This window comes from Sphingobium sp. TomTYG72 (assembly GCF_055394715.1).
In genome coordinates, this window is sequence record NZ_AP027336.1 from 463,938 (window position 1) to 485,707 (window position 21,770).

17 protein-coding genes are annotated in these 21,770 nt (G+C 62.1%); 9 read left to right on the forward strand and 8 right to left on the reverse strand.

Annotated elements, in window-relative coordinates; translation table 11 throughout:
- From ACZ5U1_RS02445 to ACZ5U1_RS02455, 3 genes are all read right to left on the reverse strand, one after another.
- The gene (locus ACZ5U1_RS02445) at positions 1-1,026 is read right to left on the reverse strand and encodes a transglutaminase-like cysteine peptidase (RefSeq protein ID WP_464779219.1); all 1,026 of its coding nucleotides are present in this window, start codon (positions 1,024-1,026) and stop codon (positions 1-3) included.
- 118 nt (positions 1,027-1,144) lie between these two features.
- Entirely contained in the window at positions 1,145-3,118 is a 1,974-nt protein-coding gene (gene parE / locus ACZ5U1_RS02450) for a DNA topoisomerase IV subunit B (RefSeq protein WP_464779220.1), read from the reverse strand.
- Positions 3,119-3,221: 103 nt separating this feature from the next.
- Entirely contained in the window at positions 3,222-3,902 is a 681-nt protein-coding gene (locus tag ACZ5U1_RS02455; RefSeq protein WP_464779221.1) for a GcrA family cell cycle regulator, read from the reverse strand.
- A 115-nt stretch (positions 3,903-4,017) separates the two neighbouring features.
- Between ACZ5U1_RS02455 and ACZ5U1_RS02460 the strand changes: the two genes are divergently transcribed.
- Complete coding sequence (locus ACZ5U1_RS02460) at positions 4,018-4,866, forward strand: ABC transporter permease (RefSeq protein WP_464779222.1); 849 nt, start codon at positions 4,018-4,020, stop codon at positions 4,864-4,866.
- A gap of 12 nt (positions 4,867-4,878) precedes the next feature.
- Here ACZ5U1_RS02460 and ACZ5U1_RS02465 read toward each other — a convergent pair whose 3' ends face one another.
- Both ACZ5U1_RS02465 and ACZ5U1_RS02470 read right to left on the reverse strand, forming a co-directional pair.
- Entirely contained in the window at positions 4,879-5,004 is a 126-nt protein-coding gene (locus ACZ5U1_RS02465) for a hypothetical protein (protein WP_464779223.1), read from the reverse strand.
- Positions 5,004-6,320 (reverse strand): UDP-glucose dehydrogenase family protein, encoded by a 1,317-nt coding sequence (locus ACZ5U1_RS02470; RefSeq protein ID WP_464779224.1) that lies wholly within the window; start codon positions 6,318-6,320, stop codon positions 5,004-5,006. Before ACZ5U1_RS02470 ends, ACZ5U1_RS02465 begins: the two co-directional genes overlap by 1 nt.
- 160 nt (positions 6,321-6,480) lie before the next feature.
- Here ACZ5U1_RS02470 and wecB point away from each other — a divergent pair, with 160 nt between their 5' ends.
- The 4 genes from wecB to ACZ5U1_RS02490 all read left to right on the forward strand — a co-directional run bounded on the left by wecB (position 6,481) and on the right by ACZ5U1_RS02490 (position 12,002).
- The gene (wecB, locus tag ACZ5U1_RS02475; protein ID WP_464779225.1) at positions 6,481-7,626 is read left to right on the forward strand and encodes a non-hydrolyzing UDP-N-acetylglucosamine 2-epimerase; all 1,146 of its coding nucleotides are present in this window, start codon (positions 6,481-6,483) and stop codon (positions 7,624-7,626) included.
- A 136-nt stretch (positions 7,627-7,762) separates the two neighbouring features.
- Complete coding sequence (gene wecC / locus ACZ5U1_RS02480) at positions 7,763-9,058, forward strand: UDP-N-acetyl-D-mannosamine dehydrogenase (protein ID WP_464779226.1); 1,296 nt, start codon at positions 7,763-7,765, stop codon at positions 9,056-9,058.
- 122 nt (positions 9,059-9,180) lie between these two features.
- Positions 9,181-9,891 (forward strand): polysaccharide biosynthesis/export family protein, encoded by a 711-nt coding sequence (locus ACZ5U1_RS02485; protein ID WP_464779227.1) that lies wholly within the window; start codon positions 9,181-9,183, stop codon positions 9,889-9,891.
- On the forward strand, positions 9,891-12,002 hold the full coding sequence (locus ACZ5U1_RS02490) for a GumC family protein (RefSeq protein WP_464779228.1): 2,112 nt from the start codon (positions 9,891-9,893) through the stop codon (positions 12,000-12,002). Before ACZ5U1_RS02485 ends, ACZ5U1_RS02490 begins: the two co-directional genes overlap by 1 nt.
- 129 nt (positions 12,003-12,131) lie before the next feature.
- Here the strand turns inward: ACZ5U1_RS02490 and ACZ5U1_RS02495 are convergent, their stop codons facing one another.
- Positions 12,132-14,804, reverse strand: a complete 2,673-nt coding sequence (locus ACZ5U1_RS02495; protein WP_464779229.1) for a coiled-coil domain-containing protein — start codon at positions 14,802-14,804, stop codon at positions 12,132-12,134.
- A gap of 79 nt (positions 14,805-14,883) precedes the next feature.
- Here ACZ5U1_RS02495 and ACZ5U1_RS02500 point away from each other — a divergent pair, with 79 nt between their 5' ends.
- From ACZ5U1_RS02500 to ACZ5U1_RS02515, 4 genes are all read left to right on the forward strand, one after another.
- The gene (locus ACZ5U1_RS02500) at positions 14,884-15,186 is read left to right on the forward strand and encodes an Hpt domain-containing protein (RefSeq protein WP_464779230.1); all 303 of its coding nucleotides are present in this window, start codon (positions 14,884-14,886) and stop codon (positions 15,184-15,186) included.
- Positions 15,187-15,264: 78 nt separating this feature from the next.
- Positions 15,265-16,431: a hypothetical protein gene (locus tag ACZ5U1_RS02505; protein WP_464779231.1), complete on the forward strand. Its 1,167-nt coding sequence runs from the start codon at positions 15,265-15,267 to the stop codon at positions 16,429-16,431.
- A gap of 45 nt (positions 16,432-16,476) precedes the next feature.
- Positions 16,477-17,568: a DUF2336 domain-containing protein gene (locus ACZ5U1_RS02510; RefSeq protein WP_464779232.1), complete on the forward strand. Its 1,092-nt coding sequence runs from the start codon at positions 16,477-16,479 to the stop codon at positions 17,566-17,568.
- Positions 17,568-18,950: a sensor histidine kinase gene (locus ACZ5U1_RS02515; protein ID WP_464779233.1), complete on the forward strand. Its 1,383-nt coding sequence runs from the start codon at positions 17,568-17,570 to the stop codon at positions 18,948-18,950. Before ACZ5U1_RS02510 ends, ACZ5U1_RS02515 begins: the two co-directional genes overlap by 1 nt.
- Positions 18,951-19,002: 52 nt before the next feature.
- On the opposite strand, the gene ACZ5U1_RS02520 is transcribed toward ACZ5U1_RS02515, so the two are convergent.
- Both ACZ5U1_RS02520 and gltX read right to left on the reverse strand, forming a co-directional pair.
- Positions 19,003-20,289, reverse strand: a complete 1,287-nt coding sequence (locus tag ACZ5U1_RS02520; RefSeq protein ID WP_464779234.1) for a citrate synthase — start codon at positions 20,287-20,289, stop codon at positions 19,003-19,005.
- Positions 20,290-20,299: 10 nt separating this feature from the next.
- Positions 20,300-21,763 (reverse strand): glutamate--tRNA ligase, encoded by a 1,464-nt coding sequence (gene gltX, locus ACZ5U1_RS02525; RefSeq protein WP_464779235.1) that lies wholly within the window; start codon positions 21,761-21,763, stop codon positions 20,300-20,302.
- Between the last annotated feature and the right edge of the window lie 7 nt (positions 21,764-21,770).

A 21,770-nucleotide genomic window follows, 5' to 3' on the forward strand; every position in this document is an offset into this window, starting at 1 on the left:
TCAGCGAGCGGCGAACTGGACTGGCTGCGGCTTCGTTACGCGATAGCCGTGGGTCCAGCGTCCGTAAGAGTTGAAGCTCATGATCGGCCGATAGTCGCTGACCTCTGAGGAAGGCAGCACCTGATCCGTCATATTGTCGAGGACCATCAGCTCGCTGCCAACGCGCACTGCCAGCACCGCGTGATCGGCCTGCCTCACCAGATCGCGTGCGATGACGAGGAACATCGCGTGGCGATCAAAGCCAGCCGCTTCCAGAAGCTGCATCTTGGCGATGGCGTAATCTTCGCAATCGCCAGCCCCGCGCTGGAGCGACTGGCTGGCTGAAGCCCAGCTGTCGCGGCCCTGCCGATCGTCAGCGAAGCGCAGGCGGCTGTTGACCCAGCTATTCACCATCTCCACCTGCCGTAGTCCGGCGGCGGCGCGCGCCGACCGCAAGAGGCTGGCCGACAGGACCGTAGTCGGAGCGGAGCGGGCAGCGGCGGCCCATTTGTCGTCGAGCGGCGTACGGCTGACCGCCATCGCCACCGATCCGAAGATGTCTGGCTGTCCGGGGCGCGGCGCTGGAGCAGATGGCAGCGGGGTGGGCCTGGGCATGGCGAAGGTGGCCGCAGGCGCTGTGATGAGGTCGCGCATGAAGGTGGGCACGAGATCGGGCTGCTTATAGCTGAGTGCAGGCTGGCTGAGCGTCAGGCGGATGCCTTGCAATTCCCATCCGGGCAACCGAGACAACGTCCGGTCAACGCGGCTGTCGTTGACGATAGCCTGCGGTTCCGCGACTGGCGGCGCCCAGTTGAAGGATGACGTGCTGCCCTGCTGAGCGCTGATGGCGGCGAGGCGGCTCATGCCGCCTGCGAGCAAGGTGGACGCCAGGCGATCGGCCTGTCCATAGTCCGCGCCCTTCAACGCGTCGCTGGTGATGCCGGTCGGCGTAAGGGTTTGCGCAAGCGCGGTGCCGCTCTGAACCGACAGCAGCAGAGCCGGTGCGGCAAGCGGTGCGATGCGAAGGATCTGGGCGAAGCCTGACATGCTTGCCCGTATCGCGCGGAAGATTGAACATCCCGTCGCCCGCAGTGGTTAATGCTGCGGTAGCCACGAAATCCGGATGGGGAGCACTGTCGCGCGGCGATGCTTGCCTGCGAGAGGATCAGGCGTCGATTGCTTCTTCGTCCACCGTGGCCGCATTTTCCTGAATGAAGGCGAAGCGGTGGGCGGGGTTGGTTCCCATCAGGCGCTCGACCAATTCCCGCACTTGCTGGCGATCCTCGATATCGTCGGGCAGGGTGATGCGGATGAGGCTGCGGGTCTTGGGGTCCATGGTGGTTTCGCGCAGCTGGCCGGGATTCATTTCGCCCAATCCCTTGAAGCGGCTGACTTCGACCTTCTTGCCCTTGAACTCGGTGCGGAGCAACTCTTCGCGATGGGCGTCGTCACGGGCGTAGAGGCTCTTGCCCCCGGCGACGAGGCGGTAGAGCGGAGGCTGAGCGAGATAGAGGTGCCCGCGCCGTACCAGTTCCGGCATTTCCTGGAAGAAGAAGGTCATGAGCAGCGTCGCGATATGCGCGCCATCGACGTCAGCGTCGGTCATGATGACGACGCGTTCGTAGCGCAGATTGTCGGGATTACAGTCCTTCCGCGTGCCGCAACCGAACGCCAGGATCATGTCCGCGATTTCCTGGTTCGCCAGGATCTTTGCGTTATTGGCGGAAGCGACGTTCAGGATTTTGCCGCGTAGGGGCAGGATCGCCTGCGTCTTGCGGTCCCGCGCCTGTTTGGCCGACCCGCCTGCCGAATCGCCTTCGACCAGGAAAATTTCCGTGCCTTCGGGATCGTCGGTCGAGCAATCGGTGAGCTTGCCAGGCAGGCGCAGCTTGCGGGCGGAGGTGGCGGTCTTGCGCTTGACTTCTTTCTCGGCCTTGCGCTTCAGCCGCTCGTCCATGCGGTCGATGACATAGGCGAGCAGCGCTTTGCCGCGTTCCATATGGTCGGAAAGGAAATGGTCGAAATGATCGCGCACCGCGTTCTCGACGAGGCGGGCGGCTTCCGGGCTGGTCAGGCGATCCTTGGTCTGGCTCTGGAATTGCGGATCGCGGATGAAGACGGACAGCATGATTTCCGAAGAGGTCACGATGTCGTCTGCAGTGATGTCCTTCGCCTTTTTGTTGCCGACCAGTTCGGCGAAGGCGCGGATGCCCTTTACCAAAGCGGCGCGCACCCCTGTTTCGTGTGTGCCGCCGTCGGGTGTCGGGATGGTGTTGCAATACCAGCTGTAGCTGCCGTCCGACCAAAGCGGCCAGGCGATCGCCCATTCCACGCGGCCCGCAGTGTCAGGAAAATCCTGGCTGCCAGAGAAGAAGGCGCTGGTGGCGCATTCGCGTGTGCCAACCTGTTCCTTTAGATGATCGGCAAGGCCACCGGGGAACTGGAACACGGCTTCGGCGGGCGTATCGTCGCTTATGAGTTCGGGCGCGCATTTCCAGCGGATCTCGACGCCTGCGAATAGATAGGCCTTGGAACGGGCGAGCCGGTAAAGGCGGGCCGGCTTGAACTTTTGCTCGCCGAAAATTTCATGGTCGGGGATGAAGCTGACCGATGTGCCTCGCCGGTTAGGTGCCGCGCCGATCTTCTGGAGACCGCTGGTAGGTAAGCCCTGCGCGAAGCTTTGACGGAACAATTCCTTGTTGAGGGCAACTTCCACGACGGTCACGATCGAAAGCGCGTTCACGACGCTGATGCCTACGCCATGCAGGCCGCCGGAGGTCGCATAAGCCTTGTCGGTGAACTTGCCGCCGGAGTGAAGCGTAGTGAGAATCACCTCCAGCGCCGATTTGCCGGGAAATTTGGGGTGCATGCCGACGGGAATGCCCCGGCCATTGTCGGTGATGGTCAGCTTGTTGCCGGGTTCCAGCGTGACCTCGATGCGGGTGGCGTGCCCCGCAACCGCTTCGTCCATGCTGTTGTCGAGCACTTCGCTGGCTAGATGATGCAGCGCGCGTTCGTCGGTCCCGCCGATATACATGCCCGGACGGCGGCGAACGGGCTCCAGTCCTTCGAGCACTTCGATGGAGGATGCATCGTAACCGGAGGAGGAAAGCGGCTGGCTCGTGAACAGATCGGACATGCGCACAAGCTATAAGCGGGTCGGCGGCGGGCGCAAGCAGGAGCTATGAAGAAGGGGCCGGTCTCATCGACCGGCCCCTTCGAATTTCACAGCTAACGAAGGGTCAGCGAACGCGCGGACCGCCGAAAGGCAGCGGCGGAGGCGGACGGCGCGTACCGCGCGGCAGCTGAGCCTGATACGCACGGCCGCAATGTTCCACGCAATAAGGGAAGCCGGGGTTCACGGCCTCACCACAGAAATGGAAGTCCGGTTCGCCCGGATGGCCCATCGGCCACTTGCAGATCCGCTCGGTCAGGTCGAGCAGCGACGTCTTGCCTGCGATTTCCGGGCTAGGCTTGGCAGGGACCAGGCGGCGGGGAGGGGCGGGCGGAATCGGCGCCTGCTGGTCGCCGGGACCCTGGCGAAGGAAACCGCCCGGACCAACCGATATGATGCGAGGCTGCGGCGCGGGCACAGGTGCGTCCGCGGCAGGAGCTGCGGCAGATTGTGCGGGCGCAGACGCAACAGATGGGGCTGGGCGTGCGGGAACAGGCGCGCTATGCTGCACGGGCGCGGCGGGTTTGGGCGCTTCGGCTTCGGGCGCGGGCTTGCGGACGGGAGCAGCCTTTTTGGGCGCCTCGTTCGGCTTTACGGGCGAAGGGCGCGATTGCAGGCCAAGGCGATGCGCCTTGCCGATCACGGCGTTGCGGCTGACACCGCCCAGTTCGTCCGCAATCTGGCTGGCGGTCAGGCCTTTTTCCCACATTCCCTTGAGCTGGTCGATACGCTCGTCGGTCCAGGACAATGAATGACTCCTCAAATTCTCTGGCTAGCGCCCTATATGGGACGCGCCTGCACAGGTTAAAGCCCGTGCACAACGCCCTTGCGGCACAACAGACCAGCCGATAGTCGATCGAAGCATGAACGAACAGCCCCAATTTTCCGTATCCGCCTCTTCGCCTCCTCCTTTTCACGAGCCGGGTGAGCTTGTCATCCGCAACGTCAACTGGGCGGGCACCCGAGCGCTCTACCAGAAAGAGGTGCGCCGCTTCATGAAGGTGCAGCTCCAGACCATCTGGGCGCCTGCCGTCACCACGCTGATGTTCCTCATTATTTTCTCGATCGCGTTGGGCGGCGCCAACCGGCTGGTGCTGGGCGTCCCCTTTGCGGATTTCATCGCGCCGGGGCTCATGATCATGGGCATGATGAACAATGCCTTTGCCAACAGCAGCTTCTCTCTGCTGGCGGGGAAGATGCAGGGTACGCTGATCGACTATCTAATGCCGCCGTTGTCCAATAGCGAACTGCTGTTGGCGCTGGTCGGTGCGGCGGTGACGCGGGCGTTTTGTGTGGGGCTGGCGCTGTGGGGGGCGATGGCGCTGTGGCCGGGTGTGCATGTTACACCGGCGCATCCCTGGGCGATCGTCTGGTTTGGCCTGATGGGGGCGGCGCTGACAGCGTTCATCGGGGTACTGACATCGATCTGGGCGGAAAAGTTCGATCATGCCGCCGCGATCACCAATTTCGTGATCGGGCCGATGACGCTGCTGTCGGGCACCTTCTATTCCATTGACCGGCTGGCGCCAGTGTTCCAGGCGATCAGCCATGCCAACCCGTTTTTCTACGCGATATCGGGCTTTCGCTATGGGTTCGTTGCGGCGGCGGACGGGGATGTGGTCGTGGGAAGCATCGTTCTGCTGGTGCTCAACGTCGCTCTGGCACTGCTGTGCTATGTCCTGCTCAAGCGCGGGTGGAAGCTTAAGGCTTGATTGCGAGTGGCTTTAGACGAAGCCCGCTATCACGGGGACGGTCAGGGTCACGACGAACAGACCCGCTGCCGCGATCAGCCAATGATGGAGACGGGGAAGACCGAGATCATCCCGGCCCCCCTCCGGCTGAACATTCATCAGATGACGCCCTTGCCGCCCACCCGGGTGAGAGCAAAGCCTGCTGCTTCGGCTTCGCTGCGGGGATAGATGTTGCGCAGGTCAATGAGCAGAGGCTTGTTCATCGAAGCGGCAAGGCGCTTGAGATCGAGAGCGCGGAAAATATCCCATTCCGTGACCAGCACGAGTGCGTCGGCGCCAGTCGCGGCCTCGTAGGCGTCTTTCGCCATGGTGACGCCTGACATCATCGGTCGGGCGACCTCCATGCCTTCGGGATCATAGGCAACGATGCGAGCGCCAGCATCTTCCAGCGCCTGCACGATGGCGAGGCTGGGCGCATCGCGCATGTCGTCAGTGTTGGGCTTGAAGGTGAGGCCGAGCAGAGCAACCGTCTTGCCGCGTGCTTCGCCGCCCAGCGCTTTCACGATCTTGCGGCCCATCGCGCGCTTGCGCAGGTCGTTGACCTGCACCACCGTTTCCACGATGCGGATCGGCGTGTCGTAGTCCTGGCCGGTTTTCACCAGCGCGAGCGTGTCCTTCGGGAAGCAGGAGCCGCCATAGCCGGGTCCGGCATGAAGGAACTTGCTGCCGATCCGGTTGTCGAGGCCGATGCCGCGAGACACGTCCTGCACCTCGGCGCCGACGGCTTCGCACAAGTCCGCCATTTCGTTGATGAAGGTGATCTTGGTCGCGAGGAAGGCATTGGCGGCATATTTGATCAATTCCGCCGTGCGCCGTCCAGTGAACATGACGGGCGCCTGGTTGAGGTTCAGCGGCCGGTAGATCTGCGCCATGACGGTCATGGCCCGTTCGTTGCCGGTGGTGCCGACGACGACGCGATCCGGCCGCTTGAAATCGCTGATCGCGGCGCCTTCACGGAGGAATTCGGGGTTGGAGACCACTTGGATATCAAGGTCCGGGCGTACTTCCTGGACGATGCGCTCAACCTCGTCACCCGTGCCAACCGGCACGGTCGATTTGGTGACGATAACCGTCGGGCCGTCCACGGCTTCGGCAATTTCGCGTGCGGCGGCATAGACGTAGCTGAGGTCCGCATGGCCATCGCCGCGGCGTGAGGGCGTACCCACGGCGATGAAGATCGCGTCCGCGCCCTTGACGCCCGCAGCAAGGTCGGTGGTGAAGGTCAGTCGGTCGGCCGCAGCATTGTTGGCGACGAGCTGATCAAGGCCGGGTTCATAGATCGGCATACGGCCGGACAAGATCGCATCGATCTTGCCAGCGTCCTTATCGACGCACACGACGTCATGGCCGAAATCGGCGAAACAGGCGCCCGATACCAGGCCGACATATCCCGTGCCGATCATCGTGATCTTCATAAACTACCCGCTGCCTCGTTCGAAAAAATGAAGGATTGACTGCGCCCTAGCATAGGTCATCGCACCTGCGAAAGCACGCGTCGGAATTACCCCTTGTTCAGGGGATGGTTACGATTTGCTGGCAGGGGGTAGCCTTAAAGGCTCGCATCAGGGGGCAAAGATGAAAATTGCGGTGGTATTCGGGACCCGCCCCGAAGCGATCAAACTGTTTCCCGTCATTCACGCGTTGCGCGCGCGGGATCATGTCGATGTGCGCGTGATCGTGACTGCGCAGCACAGGGGTTTGCTGGATCAGGTACTCGACATTGCGGGTATCAAGCCGGACATCGACCTTGACGTGATGACGCCGAACCAGACACTGGATGGTCTTACGGCGAAGCTGATCGTCGATCTGGGCAAGGCGTTCGATGCGGAAAAGCCGGATCGGATCGTCGTGCATGGTGACACGCTGACGACCATGGTCGCGAGCCTCGCCGCCTATTATCGGCAAATTCCGGTCGCGCATGTGGAAGCGGGATTACGCAGTGGGGATATTTATCATCCCTGGCCTGAAGAGGTGAATCGGCGCGTTGTCGCTTGCGTGGCCGACATGAACTTTGCGCCCACCGGGGCGGCAGCCGATGCCCTGATGCTGGAAAATCGTGATGCGGCCAGCATCCACATCACCGGCAACACGGTGATCGACGCGCTGCTCGCGACGCGCGAGCGGATTGCGGGCATGCCTGCGCTCGCGGCGGGCCTTGATGAACTGGCGTCGCGCTTTGCAGGGAAGCGCATCATCGCCGTCACCAGCCATCGACGGGAAAATTTCGGCGGAGGCATGGAAGCGATTGCCCGATCCATCGCCGACATCGCTGCTCGTCCGGATGTGGCGGTGATCTTTCCGGTCCATCCCAATCCCAATGTGCGCCCGATCATGGAGGCGGTCCTTGGGAAGCTGCCGAACGTTGCGATGATCGAACCGCTCGATTATCCACATTTCGTGCGTTTGCTCGACATGTGCCATCTGGTCCTGACCGACAGCGGCGGCGTGCAGGAGGAGGCGCCGTCGCTTGGCAAGCCGGTGCTGGTGATGCGCGAAACCACTGAACGGCCTGAAGGCGTCGCGGCAGGGACGGCCAAGCTGGTGGGCGCCGACCGCGCCCGTATTGTTGGTGAGGTGTTGGCGTTGCTCGACGATGACGAGGCTTATCGGGCGATGGCACGGGCGCATAATCCCTTCGGCGATGGGCGCGCGGCGCAACGGATCGCGGCCGTCATCGCGTCGGGAAGCGTCGAGGCTGAAGGTTTGGAAGAGGCGGCATAGCTTGGCCGCGCTCGTCTACTGATCCTGCGTTCGCTAACAGTTTCCGACCTGGTCGTCCGGGGATCATTCGTTACCGGAATCTTCAGCATTTGCCTTCAAAAACAGCGGCAACTGATAGATCTTCCGGGATTATTGCATGCCTATCGACAAGCAGCAGAAGGTTTCCGTCATCGGGCTGGGTTATATCGGGCTGCCGACTGCGGCCCTGATTGCCCGGGGGGGAGCGCATGTCGTGGGCGTCGATGTCAGCGCTCATGTCGTTGAAACCGTCAATTCGGGCCGCGTGCACATTGAGGAAGTCGATCTTGACGGCTTGGTGCAAGGCGTGGTCGCACGCGGGAATCTAAGGGCCAGCCTGATCGTCGAACCGAGCGACGTTTTCATCATCGCCGTGCCCACGCCGGTAGCGGAAGATCGTGCGCCGGACATTTCCTATGTGCTGAACGCGGCGCGGACTGTGGCTGAGGTATTGAAAGGGGGCGACACGGTCATATTGGAATCCACCTCGCCGGTTGGCACGACCGAGGCGATGCGGGACCTGTTCGCGAAGATTCGCCCTGACCTAAAAATGCCGGGACCGGGCACGGCCGGGGACGTCGCAATCGCCTATTGCCCAGAGCGCGTTCTGCCGGGTCGCATTCTTGTCGAATTGATCGACAATGACCGTTGCATCGGCGGCATAACGCCGCGATGCGCGCGCAAGGCATTGGCATTTTACCGTCAATTCGTACGCGGAGCCTGCATCACGACCAGCGCGCGTGCCGCCGAGATGGTGAAGCTCGTCGAAAACAGCTTCCGCGACGTCAATATCGCCTTCGCTAACGAACTGTCCGTCATTGCGGAGGGCATGGACATCGACGTGTGGGAAGTGATCCGCCTCGCCAACCGTCACCCGCGCGTAAACATCCTTCAACCCGGACCGGGAGTGGGCGGGCACTGCATCGCGGTGGACCCCTGGTTCATCGTTCACGGCGATCCGGAGAATAGCCGCCTGATACGCGCCGCACGCGAGGTGAATGATGCAAAGACCGACCATGTCGTTGCCAAGGTATCGGACCTGATCGACGAGTTTCCGGGCGAGGACGTCGCCTGTCTCGGCCTGGCCTTCAAGGCAAATATCGACGATTTCCGCGAAAGCCCCGCCGTGAAAGTGGCGAGCCGTCTGGCCCGTCGTTACGGCCGCCGCATCAAGTTGGTTGAGCCTTACGCGCAGGCTTTGCCCATGGAATTCGTCGGCACTGGGGCGGAACTCATCGATCTCGATACGGCTCTGGAACAATGCGGCGTTTTCGTCATTCTGGTTGATCATGATATGTTCAAATCAGTCCCGGTGGACGAGCGCTTCGGCAAGGCGGTTTACGATACGCGCGGCGTATGGCCGGACCAGCCGCGTCGCCTGCCGCACGATCAGCCGGGGCGTATGGCGGGTTGACCGAGAGCTGCTTGGCCCAGAGTACCATGGCCGCAGTTGCCATGGCCATTTAGCCTCGCTAACCCCGCCCAAGCGTTTCGCCCCTCGGCGGACTGTTTGAAAGGCGTGGGGAATTTTCACCAATGGGCTGGCCGACCAACAGGAAGCATCGGGCTCTGGCCATCATTCTGGCCTCTGCCTCGCTTGGCGGCTGTGCAACGGTTGAAGACGCCCCCCGAGAAGCGGCCGCCTATGCGGTGATACCCGCCCCGCAGGCTGTCGGCCTGGACTATCACATCGTTCCTGATGATGTGCTGCGGGTGCAGGTATATCATGAACCCGGCCTGTCGCTGGAGGATGCGGAGGTCACGGCGGCAGGTATGGTGCGTCTGCCGTTGATTGGCGATGTGCCGGTCGCAGGCTTGTCCGCCAGAGAGGCCTCAGACGTGATCGCTGGAAAGCTCGGCGAGCGTTATCTGGTTTCGCCCCAAGTTACCGTCTTCGTCAAAAAGGCCGTCGGTCGTCGCATCACGGTGGATGGCGAGGTGAGGGAGCCAGGGCTTTATCCGATCGAAGGGCGCATCGGGTTGCTGCAAGCTGTCGCGTTGGCGAGGGGGCCGAGCCGCCTTGCCAGCCTGAAGCAGATCATCGTCGTTCGTCATGTGGAAGGCGAACGCAAAGCAGCGATGTTCGACTTGAATGCGATCCGCCGGGGCGAGGCGCTGGACCCTGAAATTCTGCCGGGCGATACGATCATAGTTGGGTTATCACGAGCGAAGGCCATCTTGGGCGGGACGTTGCTGGCGCTACCTGTGTTGGGGGCGGCATTTGTCTCTCTCGACGGAGAGCATTGATGGCAGGCCGCACGATCCGCATCGATAACGACCATGCGCCCTTCGGGCCGGAGGGACGCAGCGCTCGCATTGTGACGGCCGCCCGCGCTGCCTGGACGGCGATATGGCGCCATCGTATCATCCTGTTGGTCACCATGGCGCTTTGTGTGCTGGCGGGCATCATCTTCATACTTCTTTCGACGCCTGATTACCGCGCTACAGCTTCGGTCGAGGTTGAGGACGTACCCGCAGGAGCGGCGGGAGCAGGAGCAATCCAGCGCCCCGCCGCGCCCGCTGACAATGAAGCGCTGATGCAGACCGAGTTGGAGGTACTCCGCAGTCGTGCCTTGGCTGAAGATGTGGCCCGTGATCTGGCGCTGGTCGGAAGCCGAACCTTTTTTGATGGCATGGATGAGCGGCGCCCCGAGCGCGGGTCCGGATCGCTCAGCCAGCGGCAGGTCGAAACCGAAGCCGTTATCGGCCTTCTGCGCGACAACCTGGAAGTGGAGTTGCCGGGCAAGAGCCGCGTCATCCGCATCAGCTTCACAAGTGCTGATCCCATCTTATCGGCCCGGGTCGCGAACAGCTATGCCGACAGTCTGATCAGAGCGGATCTGAAGCGTGGATTTGAATCCGGTGTTCAGGCGCGACGCTTCCTGTTGGGGGAGCTTGACAGTGCGCGACGGGATCTGGAGCGCGCCGAACGGGACCTTGCCGCCTATGCGGCTCAGACCGGGGCGCCTTCAGCGACGGATGTGGATGGAGGCGACAGGTCGGCCGAGTCTGCCGGCACGACCGCGACGCGGCTTGCGCAGTTGAATGCCTTTCGGGCTCAGGCGACCGCAGATCGGATCGCAGCGCAGAAGCGTTGGGAAAGTGCCCGCCTTTCCAGTGTCGAGACGCTGCCCGAAGTGCTGAACAACGGCGCGATGCAGCAGCTGATGACGCAGCGGGCACAAGCGCGGGCAGCGGTGGTGGAAGAGCGGCAGTTTCGCAAGGACGCCCATCCCGAAATGCGGGAGGCCCGGGCGCGGCTGGCCGCGCTGGACGATCAGGCGACCGTGATGGCGAACAGCATCCGGGCTTCCCTTCGCGAGCAGTTCGAAGTTGCCGTACATGGTGAGAAGCAGATCGAGGCTGAGATCGCAGGCGTGGAGCGCCAGGCGCAGGCAGAGCGTGGACGGGGCGTGCAGATGAGCATCCTCGAGCGCTCGGTCGATACATATCGGCTGCTGCATGACAGCCTGTTTCAGCGTTACCGTGACATGGCATCGCAGGCTGGTTTTCAGGCGGGACGCATACAGCCGTTGGACCGTGCCGCCGTTCCTTCGCGGCCATCATCGCCCAATATCGGCATCACGATGCTGATGGCTTCGCTTGGCGGTCTGTTGCTGGGTTTGCTGATGGTCGCGGGACGCCATGTATTCGACGATGCCGTGACCTCCGCCGATACGCTGGCGGAGCGTGCCAATATGCCGCTGCTAGGGACGGTTCCGGTTACCGACAAGCCGGCTGCGGAAACCTATGTGCCGATTGCATCCTCGCTGTTGCTTGCATCCTCGGCGGGGCTGCCGGCCTCCATCCTGATCACCAGTGCGCAGGAAGGTGAGGGGAAGTCTTCGACCGTCCACGCACTGGCTCTCGCCCTTGCCAAGCTCGATCGCCGAGTGCTGGTGATCGACGCTGACATGCGTAGGCCGCGACAGCATGGCCTGTTCGATGTAACGCCCGAACGCGGCCTCAGTGAAGTCATGACGGGGCAGGCCAGGGCGGAGGATGTGATCGTCGGTAGCGATGTCCCTGGGGTATCGCTTCTACCTAGCGGCGCGATTCCTCCTAATCCCGCTGAACTTCTATCCACTTCCGCTTTGGACGTGCTGCTCGCGGCCGTTCAGGGACGCTATGACACGGTGCTGATCGATGCGCCCCCGATCCTGGGTGTTCCGGACACATCGCTACTCGCGTCGAAGGCGGAGGCGACGGTGTTGATCGTGGAGTGGGGGCGCAACCATCATGGTGGCCTGAGAGTGGCTGTAGACCGCTTGCGCCGGGCGGGCGGCGCCATCATTGGCGCGGTGCTGACCAAGCAACAGGGCCGCGCGTTTGAATATGAGTATCATAGGAACGGGTAGGGGCTCTTGACCGTCTCCACCGCTCGTTACTCAGGGAAGGCGCGGCCTGCCCGACGCGAGTTGATTTGGTAGCCGAAGACGCGACCCGGCTCCGTGCTTGGTCGCGATGTGTCAGCTTTCGCGTGAACTTTACTGACGGAGCCGCTCGATCGCTTGAGCCAGTGCGACGTAGAGCTTGCCCATGTCGGAGGACAGCACCGCCACGCCGAGTGCATTGCCATCCCGCGCGGAAAGGATGATCCGCAGCATGGATTCGAAGTCGTGGATGTAGCGGTTCACATGCTCCTGGAACTCGGCGTCATTGTCATAATGCAAGGCGATCTCGCGTGATTCGCCCGCATCCAGCAATTTGACCGCCCGGCGGGTGAAAACGCCGCGATCGCCCTTGAGATAGGAGGCCCAGGCGGAGTCCGTCACGTCGTTCGACAGGATTTTGGCGACGTCGATCGAGGTGCTGTTGAGCGATTCGATAAGCAGGGCCGATCGGCGCGCAAAATGATCGCGGTCGCGGTCTTCGGCGGCCCGTTCCGCTTCCTCGATCCGGGATTGAACGCTCGCACTTGTGTCGGCAATCGTCAGCAGCTGCCGGGTAAGGCGATCGGACGCCTGATGCGCAGCGCGAACAGCCTCCTCCGCGACCTGAGCGAGCTTTTCGATCTGGGCTGTTACCTTGTCATCGACTGCCTGCTGAAGGGCGGCCTCGCTTGCTTCGGCGAGAGACTGCGCCGCGTCAGGGATGGCACGGCCTAGTGCCTGACGTGCGCGCTCGGCCGCTTGATCGGCGGTATCCTTGACGCGCAGCAATGCGGTGACCAGCAATGGGCCAGCGCCTTCGGTGATCCGTGTCGCGTCCTGATGAGCGTGATCGAGTGCGGTGCGCAGCTTCTCAACCAGTTCGCGGTTCGCCTCGACGCCGCTTTGCGTGCTTTCCAGCCATTCGGTAAGGCGGCGGCCCTGACCGCGCAGCAGTTCTTCAGCCTCTTGGGTGCGGCCGACCAGCGCTTCGGAAATGGCCTCCAGCCGTTCCATTTCCGGTGCCGCGCTATCAAGCAGTTCGCGGCTCGTGGAAATGCGCGTGTCGAAGCGCTGCAATGCGGCGGGGAAGGTTTCGTCCAGTTCCCGGACGCTCGAATCAAGAGCGACAAGTAGGGTTTCCGCACAGCTGATCAGCTTTTCTGCCGTCACACCACCGGCGGCGAGCGCGTCATCGATCCGCTGTGTTTCGACAGTAAGGCGGGAAAGTGCCTCGGTAAGCCGATCGTTGCGGGACAAGGCGCTTTCTTCCAGCGCGGCAAATCGCGACTGCGCGCTTTCGATGGCCTCGCCAAGCGTGTCATGCAGACCGGACACGAGTGCGCGTTGCCCTTCGACCAGATCATTGATCTGGTGGAGGCGGCTTTCGACCTCGCTCATGTGGTCGGAAATGGCTGAGACGGTTTCGTCACCGATGCTCTGGATATCGCCGCGTGAGCGCGCCACCAGCGCGTCGAGAGCCTCAGCTTGCCGCGCGAGGCCTTCCTCAGTGAAGGTTACGCCATCCTTCGCGCGCGCGAAGGCAGCTTCGGTGCGTTCACGAAGTTGAGCTTCGATCTGTTCGGAGTCATGTGACAGGGCAGCGAGAGCGCTCTGGCTCGTCGCGGCAATGCCCGCCTGTGCTGTTTCAACCAGCGCGCGGAGCGCCTCAGCTTGCGCCGTCAGATCACGATCGGCCGCCGCCATGCTCTGCTGTGCATGCGCCACAGTCGTTTCAAGGCGCTGCCGCACGTCACCTTCAACCCGGTCAAGGTTCTGCGTGAGCAATTCGATCGTCGCTTCAGCACTGTTGGTTATGCCAGCGCGTGCGCGTTCCAGCAGGCTGGCGAGGGTGCTCGCTTGCCGATCCAGTTCAGCTGCTCCTTCCTGCATCGTCAGGCGGGCGCTTTGCGCTGTGGCGTCTATCCGCCCAGCCGCAATGTCGGCCATGCCGTTCACTTCCTCGGTCGCGGAGCGGGTAGCCTCCTGCAACTGGGTGAGCTGGCTCGACAGACTCTTCGTGGCAGTCAGTGTGCGGGCGCGGGCGTCGTCCGACAATTCACCAAGGGCATGAAGCCGAGCCTCCAGCGTGTCGATCCGTTCCGCTAGCGCATGGCCGTTATCGATGATCTGCGCTGCCATGCGACCGGCCCGATCCTCCAGTTCCGGCATGGCGGCGATCAGGGCATCCATGCGCGTGACGAGGGCGGCTCCTGCGCGCTCGGCCGCTTCCGCCTTTTCGGTCGTGCTGTGGGCGCGACTGGCTATCAATTCGGCAGAGGCCTCCATATTGCTGCTGGCCGCCGCGCCGTAGCTGTCGAGCAGTTCGGCCTGGTCCTGCATAGCTTCGCGGGCGCTAGCCAGCTGACTGTTAATGCGGCTGAGCCGGGCTTCCAGCTGCTCCGCCTCCGCGTGTAGCGCGCGCGCCGTGTCGAGATAGCGGCGCGACTCGGCTCGGCTGGTGCGAGCGAGCAGCAGATAGCAGACGCCGAGCCCCACGACCGGAAGCAACATGGTCGTGATCAGGCCAGGCCAAACGGCAGGGCCTGCCTGCCATTGGTTCGTCGAGACTGTCGCCCATCCAGCAAAGCCGAGCCACAGCAGAGCTGCAAAGCCGAATATGGCCTGCGTCCGCCGACTGAAAGGATCGCGGTGCTCCTCCCCCTCGCCGTCTTCATCGCTGTCATGGACGACCTGCTCCAACAGCAGTGTATCGTCCTTCCGCGACTCGTCAGAAGTCGCGATGCTTTTGTCTCGCCAAAATTCGACGATGGTGCTGCCCCCGGTCATGACCCCATCCTATCATCTTTTCAGCGCAACAAAATGCCCTGTTACCAAAACTTAACGCAAGCCCGATAGCGTTCGGCCCATGTCATACGATCCTGGCGCCCTGAATGCTGCTCTTGCTGCCGCTGTCGGCGAAGATTTCGCGCTGATCGCGGACCTGCGGGTGGCATTTATGGAAAGTGCCGAACGCCAGCTGGACCTCCTCCGCAATGCGCAGTCCGACGCGAATTGGGAAGTCGCATCATGGCGGCTGAAGGGATTGGCGGCGAGTTTTGGTCTTACGCACCTTATGGCACTGGCGGACGAAGCAGCGGATTGTGCAAGGGGCGACCCGCGCATTCTTCGTCAGTTGCGAATGGCGATTGACCGACTTCAACAGAGTTGAATCGCAGCATGCTTGCGTGATGGCGGCAGCCTTGCGAAAAGGCAGGTTCACACAAGAACGGGTCAGTTCCATCTCAGCATGACTTTTGCGGCCATTCTCAGCGCCAGCCGGGCGTCCAGCGATTCTTCGGCGGTCCTTCGCGCCAGCCTGCATTTTGCGGGGCAGACGCTGGTTGAATATCAGGCGCGCCAAGCTGCCCGGGCTGGGGCAGATCGCATCATGATACTCGTGAGTGTCATAACGCCTGCCCTTTCACAGGCTGTGGACAGGTTGAGTGCCGACGGGATTTCCGTCGCCCTGGTGCGCGATATGGTGTCCATGGTCCGGGACGCACCGCGTGATGCCGATGTGGTTCTGGTTGCTGACGGGGTCGTCATTGCACAGGGTCATCTCGATGCCATAGCCGAGCGCGAGGGCAACGCCCTTCTGGTCACGGATGACAGTCATGCCAGCGCTCCGTTGGAACGGATCGATGCAGGTCAGCGATGGGCTGGCCTAGCCCGGATCAGTCCAGACCTGCTTTTTGGCACGCTCGACATGATCGGTGACTGGGACCTGTCGCTGACACTCGTTCGCGCGGCCGTGCAGAATGGCGCTCGCCGAATCACGGTGCCACAGGATGATCTGCTGACCGGGCGCGTAGCGCTGGTCGATGGGCAGGCGCAGGCGGATCTGGTCGCTCAAGCGGTGATGTCCGCTGGTTCGTCGGCGAAGAGAATGCGCGGCTTGGCTGAACATTATATTTTGTGCCCTGCCGCTCGATTGTTCAGTCCCGCCCTGATGCGCACCCAAGTCCCGGCGGCACAGGTGCGCATTGCGGCCATGGCATTGGGAGCGATTGCCCTAGTGCCGATCGAGTTGCTTTGGCCCGCGACCGGGTTCCTTTTGTTATTGCTGGCATTGGGGCTTGCGGAAATCGCGGATCGGCTGGATGAGCTGGCCCTCCGATCGCCACCCGCAGGATGGACCGCATTCGTCGTCCCCTTCTTCGCGGTTGGCGGGATATCCCTCGCAGGAGGGAGCGTGCTGGCGACATGCCTCGCGCTGCTGCTTGCCATCATCCAATTTGCTGACCGCTGGAACAGGACGGGGGGAGCGAGGGCCTGGATGATCTTCACACCCGCAAGCGCAGAGATCCTTCTGTTGCTGACGACTTCGCTGGGCGCGGCGATGATGGGTTTTGAAGTTGCAATGCTGGCCGCCATAGCATCCGCAGGCGCGATCATCCTGCGCAAGCCCGCCTGATATATTTCACGCATAGGGTTTAGTGCATTTTAAGGACGTGCGGCTATGTTGGCCGCCATGAGCGCCTTTTCGTTCCTTACCGGACCAACGGCGGCGGACAGCTGGCCTGCGGCACCCGTCCTGGTCGGCATGTCCGCCGTGCCCGTAGGTCATGCCATTGATCTGGCATTTTTCTTTCCCAATGAAGGGCGGGAACGTCACGATGCGCTGATGGCCGAAACGCGGCGCCATCTGGGCGGCTGCGTCGCTGGCATCGAACAGGCCCTGCGATTCGCTCTCGATCGGCCAGACGTGACGAGCCTGCTGGCGCAGCAGCCCGAAGCGATTTGCTGGCCGACCATTTGCGCTCAGCCAACATTGCTAGGCCCGGCGTTGCTCTCTCACATGCAGATGCGTGCAGGTGTTACGCTATTGCTGCGGCAATTTGGTCAGCCCGATGATCGATTGGACGAGACAGAAGCAGAGATCATCTTTCCCACCGATGATCCAGCCGTGACGGAAGCGCTTGCCGCCCTTGCCATGGCGGAGGGACGTTGGCTGACGCTGGGCGGGGAAGACGAGCCGATGCAGCCGGATATTCCTGCCGAACATTATGCGGAACTCTTATGGACCGCTGCCGCGTGCCTGATGGCTGTCGTTCAGCGGACGTCGTTATTGGATGCTGGAGAAATCCTGCCTGCGGTCGAAAAAGCGGGGTGGGCCTTATTGGCTGAACATGATGAGAGCCGGAGCCCGATCGCCGCGGCAGACAGGCTGGTACGCCGCCTGGGTGAACGTGCCGACGTGCCCGAATTGCTGGGCGCTGCTCTGGGCCAGCGGCGGTTCCTGCTATTTGCGTCCCTCGCGGCTCGGCGATTGCGCATGGATAGCGCGCATGTAGCTGACATATTGGTGATGGGGCCGGTTCCTGAACTGGCTGCGCTTTGCCGATCGTTAGGGGGATCGGATGCCGACTATCGTCATCTGCTGATGGCATTGCGGCCCGTCCGGCCCTCGCTCACGGACGCCGCAATCATCGTGGAGGCGGAACGGTATCAGGCGTTGACAGAGGCGCAGGCGGACGGTTTGGTGAACGCATTACGCGCGCCTCGGGCACTGCGTGCGAAAATCGATCATCTGCGGCGGATCACTGTCTGATGAATATGCCGGTGCATCCTGCCATTATCCGCGCGACTGTAGCGGCGAATGGATTGCTGTTGAGCGCGGATGCGCCTTTGCTGGCCTTGCAGCGTGAGGCGGGCTCCGATCTTGGCGCGGTGCTGGCTATTCCTCAATTGGCAGCACTGGCGCGGCTCGCGTCGCGCCTTTCTGTTACCGTTTCGCGGTCTGTTACCGCAGCGGCGGAGCGCGGCGACATCGACATGTGGGTGCGGGCAAAGCCCGAAGCTGACGGCGTGCAGATATCCGTGATCGAATGGAATGAGCGGCCTGCGACGGCTGCCCCTGTCGACATGATGCGCCGTGAAGCAGATATTGCGGCCGTCTCGGAAGGCTGGACCTGGCAAATTGACACGCAACTGCTGTTCCAGATGGTGTTGGAAGGGGCTGGGCCGGAAAGTGCTTTGCCCCAGGAGCCCCCGATACCCGGTAGCCGTCTGACCAGCTATTTTGAACTGCGGCCGGATGAAGAGGGCGACCTCGCCATTCTGCGCGGATTTGCGCAGCGTCGCGCCTTTCGGGACCAGATCGCGACCTTGATTGCCGAACCTGAGCAATGCTTCCGGCTTTCGGGGTTCCCGATGTTCGATCTGGCGGGGCAGCTACTCGGATACCGGGGCAAGGCATTTCCATTGGATCGAGCCATTCTGGCCCCGCATGTGCCGCCTGCGCCCGCCGTTGTCATATATCCGGCAGAGTTCGGGCGGCGCCTCGACCGTTCCCTGCGCCAGCCGCTGGGTCGGATCATCGCCAATGCGGATTCGATCAACGCGCAGTTCGATGGGCCGCTACGCCCGGACTATGCGGGTTATGCTTCCGACATCGCGGCTGCGGGACGTCATTTGATGGCGCTGATCGATGATCTGGCCGACTTGCAGGCGATCGACAGGTTGGACTTTACCGTGGCGACCGAGAATGTGGACCTGGCGGATATCGGGCGACGGGCTGCGGGGTTGTTCGTGGTCAAGGCAATGGGCCGCAAGATTAGGCTTTTCCCACCAGAAGCGGAACATAAGACCGTCGCCACGGGTGAATTCCGGCGCGCGCTGCAAATCCTGATGAACCTCGTCGGCAACGCTGTGCGCTACGCGCCTGAGGATAGCGAAGTGCGGATAGAGACTGGCGTCGATGACGGACGGGCCTGGATCGCTGTCATGGACCAAGGAGCAGGTGTCCCGGAAGATAGTCGAGAGCGCATCTTCCAAAAGTTCGAACGGCTCGGCCGGAGTGATCCTGGCGGTAGCGGTCTTGGCCTCTATATCTCCCGCCGACTTGCGCTGGCCATGGGTGGAGACATTCAGATCGGCGATGCCCCTGGTGGGGGTGCGCGATTTACGCTGACGCTACCGGCAAGCAGCTAGAATAAAAAACGGCGCCGATTTGGCGCCGTTCTTTTTTCCGGGTTGGCCGCGATTAGCGCTGGCTTACCGGGACATAGTCGCGCTCTGCCGGGCCGGTGTAGAGCTGGCGGGGACGGCCAATCTTCTGCGCTGGGTCAGAAATCATTTCATTCCACTGCGCGACCCAGCCAACCGTGCGGGCGAGGGCGAAGAGCACCGTGAACATCTCGGTCGGGAAGCCGATCGCCGACAGGATCACGCCCGAATAGAAGTCCACATTCGGGTAGAGCTTCTTTTCGATGAAGTAAGGATCGTTGAGCGCGATCTGCTCCAGTTCCTTGGCGACGTCAAAGACGGGATCGTTGACGCCCAGCTTTGCCAGGACGTCCTTTGCCGTCTTCTGCATGACGGTCGCGCGCGGATCGTAGTTCTTGTACACGCGATGGCCAAAGCCCATCAGGCGGAACGGATCATCCTTGTTCTTGGCGCGGGCGATATATTCCGGAATGCGGTCAACAGTACCGATCTCGCGCAGCATGTTGAGCGCGGCTTCGTTCGCGCCGCCATGCGCAGGACCCCAGAGGCAGGCGATGCCAGCGGCGATGCAAGCGAAGGGGTTGGCGCCGGACGAGCCAGCGAGACGGACGGTTGACGTCGATGCGTTTTGCTCGTGGTCAGCATGCAGGATGAAGATCTTGTCCATCGCGTCCACGATGACCGGATCGGGCTCATATTCCTCGGCCGGAACCGAGAAGGTCATCCGTAGGAAATTGGCGGTGTAGCTGAGGTCGTTGCGGGGATAGACGAAAGGCTGTCCCACCGAATATTTGTACGCCATGGCCGCGATTGTCGGCATCTTCGCGATCAGGCGGTGGCTCGCGATCTTGCGCTGTTCCGGATCATTGATGTCCGTCGAGTCATGGTAGAATGCGGACAGAGCGCCGACCACGCCGCACATGATCGCCATGGGGTGCGCGTCGCGGCGGAAACCGCGATAGAAGGTGGTGAGCTGTTCGTGCACCATGGTGTGGCGCGTGATTGTGCGGGTGAAGTCTTCCAGATCCGCCTTCGAGGGCAGTTCGCCATTCAGCAGGAGGTAGCTGACTTCCATGAAGCTTGATTGTTCTGCAAGCTGATCGATTGGGTAGCCACGATGCAGCAGGACGCCGGCGTCGCCATCGATGTAGGTCAGGCCGGAATCGCAGCTGGCGGTCGAGGTGAAGCCTGGATCATAGGTGAACATGCCGGTGTTGGCATAGAGCTTGCGGACGTCGATGACCTTGGGGCCGACGGAACCGCTCAGGATGCCATAGTCCTTGGTATCGCCGCCGACTGTCAAAGTGGCATTATTGTCCGACATCTCGTTCTCCTTAATTGCCATCAGCGCGCGATGCCTGCCTGGCATCCGCGAGCCGCTCCAAGCTCCTGTCTTTTCCAAGAAGGAAAAGGACATCAAATATCCCCGGCGAAACCGTCCGACCGGTTAGCGCCGCGCGTAGCGGTTGAGCCACTTTGCCCAACCCCAATCCGACTTCCTCTGCCACGCGGCGGATCGCTTCCTCGATCGCTTCGATCGTCCAGGACGGGACGGAATCAAGAGCGTCGGCGGTCTTCCCAAGCAGTTCGCGCGCCGAGTCGGCTAGCAGAGCAATAGCCTTGTCGTCAAAATCCAGCGGGCTTGCCTTGAATAGGAACTCGGCGCCCTCGGCAATCTCGTTAAGCGTCTTCGCGCGCGGTTTGAGCGAAGGCATGGCTTGCGCGAGGAGCGCCATCGCCTCAGCCGACGGGGTTGTGCCAAGCCGTTGCGCCACGCGCGGCAGGACCAGTTCCGCCAGGCGCTGGTCGTCGGCCTCGCGCAGGTAGAATGCGTTGAGATTTTCGAGCTTCTTGATGTCGAAGCGGGAGGGGGACCGGCCCACGCCGCTTATGTCGAACAGCTCGATCGCGCGATCTCGCGAGATGGTTTCTTCATCGCCATAGCCCCAGCCGAGGCGCAGAAGATAATTGAGCACGGCTTCGGGCAGCATGCCCATCTCATCGCGATAGGCATCGACACCCAGCGCGCCATGCCGCTTCGATAGCTTTGCGCCGTCCGATCCGTGGATCAACGGGATATGGGCATAGACCGGCTCTTCCCAGCCCATCGCCTTAATAATGCCGAGCTGGCGAAACGCATTGTTCAGATGGTCGTCGCCGCGGATTACATGTGTGACGCCCATGTCGTTATCATCGACAACGACGGCGAGCATATAGGTTGGCGTCCCGTCGGAGCGGAGCAGGATCATGTCATCCAGTTCCGCATTCTGCACGACTACCCGGCCCTGGACCGCATCCTCGATGACCGTCTCGCCTTCGCGCGGCGCCTTGAGCCGGATGACGAACGGAGCATCGGCCGGAGCTTCCGACGGATCACGGCCCCGCCAGCGGCCATCATAACGCATCGGCTGCTTTGCGGCGCGCTGCTGTTCGCGCAGTTCAGCCAATTCTTCGGGGGTCGCGTAGCAGCGATAGGCATGGCCAGCCGCGAGCAACTGGTTAGCGACCTCCGCGTGCCGCTGCGATCGCTCAAACTGAAAGACGGCGGGCTCGTCGCCTGCAAGGCCGAGCCATTCAAGGCCGTCGAAGATCGCGGCGACAGCTTCCTCGGTCGAACGGGCGCGATCGGTATCTTCGATACGCAACAGGAACTTGCCGCCATGGTGCCGGGCGAATAACCAGTTGAACAACGCGGTGCGTGCGCCGCCGATATGAAGAAATCCCGTGGGCGATGGCGCGAAACGGGTTACCACCTGCTTGTTCAAACCCGTTGCACTCACCGATTTATTCCTCGACATCCGCCTT